Consider the following 6490-nt stretch of genomic DNA (forward strand, 5'->3'; position numbering starts at 1 on the left):
GCAAAAACTGCTATGCACAGGTTCTCCTGCCCTTTGGTTTGGTGAAGTGTCTCGTTTAGGCCGGCCATGTAATCCTCGACGGCTTTTCTCTCGTCCGGGGTTAGATACGGCAAGTATTTTTCAAGCGTCATCATGGTTTCGTTTATCTCCCGTGTCCTGTGTCTCTCTTCCAGGAGGGTATTGAGGTATTTGGAGTCAATCACTGAAGTCTCCCAGCCTCTTTCTTTAAACGCCCTAAGGATTTTCATGTAATCGCTCTTATTCACCTTAACATGGATTCTTAGGACTATGTCCTCCCATCTGACCGAACTCACAGTTGCGTTGTTCTTCTCTACTGTTTTGAGAAACCAGTTGACATCATCGCGGGAGCTGAAATCCCCCTGAGCACTTCCTATCTCGGTACACCATCCGCTGGTGGAGTTCAGGGTCAGTAGCTCGTTAAACGCCTCTGCCGTCCCGGAAATTTTTCTTTCCATTTGAATGTACTCCCCAAAGAAGATAACACTCAGAAAAACCGTGATAAGGAAGACCGCGAGAAGGGCTTTGCTTCGCCTGTAACTCATGAGAGCCCCCGCAATACCAACAATTAGAACCCCCAGCCAGGTTATTACAAAAGGTAGCTTCACCGGCTTCATCATGCCAGTGGAGAAAACCGTAACCTCAACCCGCGTCACGTTGACGGGTGTTTCCGGAGAACTTACAAAGCCAAAGAACGGCTCGAGCTTTTCGTAGTCTGGCGTGCCGGCGGTTAGGTTTTTGAGCCTCTCCGACGCCCTATAAAGCTTGTTGTCGTAATTGAGTGAGTCCCGTCCGAGGACGTAGCACCTCGAGGGCATCTCCCCCAAAAATCTGCTCCAGTTCCTCACAAGAATCGTTGTTTTAAACACCCCCGGTTCAGAGACGCCGTAGTCGTGCGGATACCTTAGCGTCCAGTTCACTATGTAGCTGTAGTAGGAACTCGTGTCTGCGGTGCACTCAACGTAGCCGACCCATCTTGGTGGTCCCCCATAAGTATTGATGGTGCTCCCGAAGAAGCCCGCGTAAGGTGGGGAGTACGTGTGGGATGGGACTGTAAGGGAAACCGAGAGAAGTACAACGATTATGATGAGCAGGTAGCTGGTTCTCTCCACTTACCCCACCGGGGAAAGTAAAATGAAAAACCTTAAAAAGTTTACCTGAGTCCAGCGTTCTTGAGGTAGGAGAGCATCCTCTCGACGTCGTTCGCTATCACGACATCGAAGAGCCCCTTGAGCTTCAGCAGGTTGTCGTCCTTGTAGAACAGCTCGTCGTTTTCGGTCCAGAGGACGACCTTGAGTCCAAGGGAGCGGGCCCATTTTATCGCCTGAACCGTTTTCTCGAAACCGATTAGGGGTATGGCCTCCATCGGAACGTTCACCGACCACAGGTTGAGCTCATCCTTAAGCTTTGGAATAAGTGGAACCACGTCCTCTCTGTCTATTAGGAGGCCTATTCTCGTTTCCTTATCGTGCTTCCTGTATTCTCTCAAGGCTTCAATGTCAAAGGACGAAATTAGCACTCTATCGGGGTTGTTTTCTTTCACAATCCTGGCGACCTCTTTAACTGCGTCCCTGTCCTTGAGCTCAACGTTGATGAAGGCATCATCGGGAAGGGCTTCAAAAACCTCCTCCAGCGTTGGAATCCTCTCGCCAAGCCCTATGTCGGCCTTTTTAAGCTCCTCAAGCGTCATGTCCTTCTGCCTTCCGCTCATGTCGCTCGTCCTGTCTATGGTCTCGTCGTGCATGACCACTACCCTTCCGTCGCGGGTCAGCCAAACGTCGAGCTCAACTCCGTCCGCTCCTGCCTCAACGGCCTTCTTGAAGGCTAAAAGGCTGTTCTCGGGCAGTTTTCCCATGCATCCCCTATGGCCGAGTACTATGACGTCATTCCTTTCCCACATAGAGCGTCGCCTCAACCTCGGTGCGTCTTGAAGATATAAACCTTTTCAGCCTCGCGGGGTCGTCGGAAATTACCGCATCGGCCAGATGGATGAACTTTGGCACAAGTGAAGGTTCATTCATCCTGTAATTCCAGAGCCAAACCTGGAGACCCTTTTTGCGGTATAATCGGAGAAGTGCCCGCAGACCGCGCGTTCCCACGTACCGGACGAGGTCGAGGGGAACGTGGATTGAGTAAATGCCCCTGAGTTGTCTTAGACTTAGCCCCAGGTTTGGGGCGCAGGTTATTGAAAATCCCACTCTGCAATCGGGACACTCCTTAATGGCGCTCATCGCGATACTCAGGTCGTCCGTTGAGATGACCGTCCTCCCAAGAAAGTTTTTCCGTTCAAGCTCTCCAATCAGAAGCGAGAGCGCGTTCGGGTCCTTAACGTCTGCGTTCATGACTTTTAGTGAGAGCTCCAGAACCTGGTTGAGGGTTGGAACGAGTTTTCCGAGCGGGTGAAGGCGCATAAGCTCCCTGTAAGTCAGCTTATCCACACGGTAACTCCTTCCGTCTGCCCTGAACTCCCCTTCGTGAATCACCACGAGCCTTCCGTCTCCCGTCAGCCTGACGTCGAACTCTATTCCGTCCGCGTATCTTAACGCCCTTTTAAAGGCTGGTAGTGTGTTTTCTAAGTGTCCTCTGAATCCTCTATGCCCTAGTATGAGTTGAAACTCATTGTTCGGAGATGGCATCTTTAATACCGCCCAAAATTGAGCTCACAATCCTTAAAAGTCTCGTTCTTCCAAGCAATATAGTCTATATAGAATTGGGGGTGGAGGCATGGAGTTTAAATACAGCAGGATATTCATCCTCGGCTTCGGTTTCTTTGGTATCAGCATAATATGGGCCCTCTACAACGCCTACATACCGATTTTCCTTCAGGACACTTTCCACCTGAGCAAAACGGTCACGGGCTTCATCATGACAATAGACAACCTCTTTGCGGTTCTACTGCTTCCGTTCCTCGGCGCGCTCAGCGACATGACCCGGACGAGGCTCGGCAGACGTAAGCCCTACATACTCCTCGGCGCCCCTTCGGCAGCCCTGATGTTTGCCCTGATTCCAATAGCCAGAGAGCACGGCAATTTGGCCCTCTTCATGGGGACGATAATACTGATGAACTTCTTCATGGCCCTTTTCCGTTCCCCTGTTGTTGCTTTCATGCCCGACATAACGCCAAGCGAGAAGAGAAGCCAGGCAAACGGTATAATCAACTTCATGGGCGGTCTTGGAGCGCTTCTGGCGTACTTCGGTGGCAAGGTTCTCTATGATATGAACTACGCCTACCCCTTCTACTTCGGTGCGGCGGTAATGCTCCTTGCAAACCTGCTCGTCGTCCTCGCGGTTCCAGAGCCAGAGGAATATAGAAAGCCCGGGAAAAAGCTCAGTTTGAAGAAACTGCTGGCTGAGACCTCCCACAAGAGCTTCGGCGAGCTCAAGGAGAACCTCAAGGACGTCTTCGCGAGCCACGAGAAGAGCCTTTTGGCGATACTCCTCGCGGTGTTCTTCTGGTTCGTGGCCTTCAACTCCCTCGAGACCTTCTTCACGAGCTACGCCAAGTACTACCTCGGCATCGAGGAGAGCACCGGAGCGTTTATGCTCGGCCTGTTCTCGCTCAGCTTCATGATATTTGCAATTCCAGCGGGCTTCCTCGGGGCGAGAATTGGCAGGAGAAAGACTATAACGATTGGCCTCATACTCGTCATTGCGATACTCCTTGGAGCTTACATCGTCGGCGAGAGCTCCCGCCCGCAGTCGAGCTCGCTGAGCGACCCAGTTGTGATGACCTTCATGGGGCTGTTCTTCATCGGTGGAATCGGCTGGGCGATGGTCAACGTGAACTCCCTGCCCATGGTAGTCGACATGACGACCGAGGAGAAGCTCGGCGGCTACACGGGCCTCTACTACTTCTTCAGCCAGGCTGCGAACCTGCTCGCACCGCCCCTCGCTGGAGTCTTCCTTGACCTTATCGGCTACAAAACGTTGCTTCCCTTCGCAGTGGCCTTCTTTGCTCTGGCCGTGGTGGCAATGCAGTTCGTCAGGAGGGGCGACGTCGTCCGCTCGAAGGGAGATGCACTGGACTATGTTCCGGACATGGACTGATGCTCTTTCGTTATTTTTCTCTGGTCTGAGAACCGAAAATGTAAAAACTTCCTTATTAACAGGAACCTGTCAAAATGGGAGGTGGGGGTATGGAAAAGCGGAGTTTTAGCTGGAGTGTTGTGCTTGGTCTGGCACTGTTAGGATTCAGCAGGAGCGTCGGTTGGGCCCTCAACAAGGGGCTCTCCTTCCCGTTGCTCTCGAGCTACACCGAATCCGCGTTCGTTAAGGGAACTATTCTCGCTGCGGAGGGCTTTATAGGACTCTTCGTTCCGGTTCTGCTTGGTTATTACAGCGATACCCTGCGCTCAAGGCACGGGCGGAGAAGGCCGTTCATCATGGTCGGCGGAATCCTCTCTGGAATTGCCGTGCTCATGATTTACACGGCTTACGCCATGGGTGTTCCCCTGTGGGGGTTTGCTATGACTCTTGGCTTCTTCTACCTTTCGATGCACATCTACACCGCCCAGTACCGCGCCCTCATGCCCGACACAGTTGAGAGCGGCCACAGGGGGACTGCGAGCGGTGTCATAACGCTCCTCGAATGGGCGGGCAACCTCTTCCTCTTCGGTCTGGCCGGCTACCTCATCGCCAAGGCCGTCTCAATGACTGGAGAAAACGAGGGAATAAAGGCCCTCGCTCAGACCCCGTATCTTAAGATACCGTTTATCATAACCGCCCTTTTCCTAATCGGCGCGGCGCTCTTCGTGTACTTCATCGTCAGGGAACCAGAAGCTCCCGAAATCGAAGACAATGAGAGCCTCGCGGACTACCTCAAGAGCATCGTTGAGAACCGCGATTTCCTCAAGTTCTACGCGGCACAGACCCTCTGGTGGATGAGCTTTGAGTTCATAGGGATGTTCCTCTACGGAATACTTGCCTTCATCCTCTACGGCTCGGCGACGGAGGAAAACATCAAGGCCGTAACTTCCCTCGGCCTCTACCTCATGGCGCTCTTTAACGTCACCGTCCTCCTCGGTGCCCTCCCGGGAGGAATACTCTACGACAAGCTCGGCAGAAGGCTCAGCATAGTCCTCGGTGGCGTTATCTTCGCACTCCCCCAGCTCTGGGGCTGGTTCATAAGCACGAAGACCGAGATAACAATAGCCCTTGGAATAGCGGGAATCGGCTGGGGAATCCTCATGGCCTCATCGTATCCGGTAATCGGTGACCTGCTGACCAAGTTCGAAAGGGAGGCCTTCACCGGTCGGTACTACGGCTTCTTCGAGGCCACGCGCTCGCTTCCGGTTCTCCTCGCGGGCACGATAGGAGGCGCCATAGTCCAGCTCGCGGGAGAGAACTACAGGGTGCTCTTCCCGCTTGGTGCCGTCTTGGTGTTCCTCGCGATGCCCATGATTTGGTTCATGAAGAACCTGGAGGCCGAGAAGGGTTAAATACGGCTTCTTTCAATTTTCCAGATTGGGATACAAGATGGAGGCAATGAGGATATGAGTCAGATGGGTGATGGCGTATGATACTGGCAATCATCACGCTTCTCATCGTGGCGTTCCTGGCATTTTCGGCGTTTGTTGCTTACAAGATGGTAAAGCCCCCGCGCTTCGTCGGTGACTGGACTCCCAAAGATTTGGGGTACGACTACGAGGACGTGACAATTGAGACGAGGGACGGGCTGAAGCTCAGCGCCTGGTGGGTTCCCAACGAGGGCCCTGTCGTTATTCCCCTTCATGGCTACACGAGGAGCAGGTGGGACGAGGTTTACATGAAGCAGACCATCGAGTTCCTTCTCAAAGAAGGCTACAGCGTTTTGGCCTTTGACTTCCGGGCCCATGGAAAGAGCGAGGGGAAGTTCACCACCGTCGGCGAAAGGGAGCTGATTGACGTCCTCTCGGCCGTGGACTGGCTGAAGAAGAACCACCCTGAGAAGGCTGAAAAGGTAGGCCTTGTCGGCTTCTCGATGGGTGCGGTCGTCACCATAAGGGCCCTCGCCGAGGACGAGAGAATCACCTGCGGAGTCGCCGACTCACCACCAATTTACCTCAACAGAACCGGGGCAAGGGGCCTGAAGTACTTCGCGAACCTTCCGGAGTGGCTCTATTACTTCGTCAAGCCGTTTACGGTCCTCTTCAGCGGGGCCAAAGAGCTCAACATGCTCGAGTACGCGGATAAAGTTAGAAAGCCGCTCCTCCTTATAGCAGGAGAGAAGGACCCCCTTGTAAGGCCCGAGGAAGTGAAGGAGTTCTACGAGCGGAACAAAAAGGTAAACCGGGACGTCGAGCTGTGGGTCACGGATGCACCTCACGTCAGGACTTTAAAGCTACACCCTGAGGAGTGGAAAGCCAAGGTGAGGAACTTTCTCAGGAAGCACCTTTAGAAAGGTTTTTACGCATTCTTTCCCCTTTCTTTAGATGATGAAGTCATTAAGGAACGCCATAATGCTCATCGTTGTCGCTCTGGTTCTGCTATCCTC

At 53.1% G+C, this 6490-nt stretch carries 6 protein-coding genes; 3 read left to right on the forward strand and 3 right to left on the reverse strand.

Features of this window, described 5'->3' with window-relative positions; genetic code table 11:
- The 3 genes from MVO87_RS04150 to MVO87_RS04160 all read right to left on the reverse strand — a co-directional run.
- Positions 1-1130, reverse strand: a 1130-nt coding sequence (locus MVO87_RS04150) for a hypothetical protein (protein WP_297552318.1), incomplete at its 3' end; no start/stop codon positions are given.
- Between the two features lie 41 nt (positions 1131-1171).
- Positions 1172-1918, reverse strand: coding sequence for a glycerophosphodiester phosphodiesterase family protein (locus MVO87_RS04155; protein WP_297515589.1), 747 nt, complete (start codon positions 1916-1918; stop codon positions 1172-1174).
- On the reverse strand, positions 1902-2654 hold the full coding sequence (locus MVO87_RS04160) for a glycerophosphodiester phosphodiesterase family protein (protein WP_297552320.1): 753 nt from the start codon (positions 2652-2654) through the stop codon (positions 1902-1904). The genes MVO87_RS04155 and MVO87_RS04160 overlap by 17 nt, the downstream gene beginning before the upstream one ends.
- Positions 2655-2742: 88 nt before the next feature.
- Here MVO87_RS04160 and MVO87_RS04165 point away from each other — a divergent pair, with 88 nt between their 5' ends.
- The 3 genes from MVO87_RS04165 to MVO87_RS04175 all read left to right on the forward strand — a co-directional run bounded on the left by MVO87_RS04165 (position 2743) and on the right by MVO87_RS04175 (position 6394).
- A complete protein-coding gene (locus MVO87_RS04165) occupies positions 2743-4065 on the forward strand; it encodes an SLC45 family MFS transporter (RefSeq protein WP_297552322.1) in 1323 nt (440 codons plus the stop codon).
- 89 nt (positions 4066-4154) lie between these two features.
- A complete protein-coding gene (locus MVO87_RS04170; protein WP_297552324.1) occupies positions 4155-5456 on the forward strand; it encodes an MFS transporter in 1302 nt (433 codons plus the stop codon).
- Positions 5457-5533: 77 nt separating this feature from the next.
- Positions 5534-6394 (forward strand): alpha/beta hydrolase, encoded by an 861-nt coding sequence (locus MVO87_RS04175; RefSeq protein ID WP_297512107.1) that lies wholly within the window; start codon positions 5534-5536, stop codon positions 6392-6394.
- The last annotated feature ends 96 nt before the right edge of the window (positions 6395-6490 follow it).

Source organism: Thermococcus sp. (genome assembly GCF_027063845.1).
Taxonomy (GTDB): Archaea; Methanobacteriota_B; Thermococci; order Thermococcales; family Thermococcaceae; genus Thermococcus.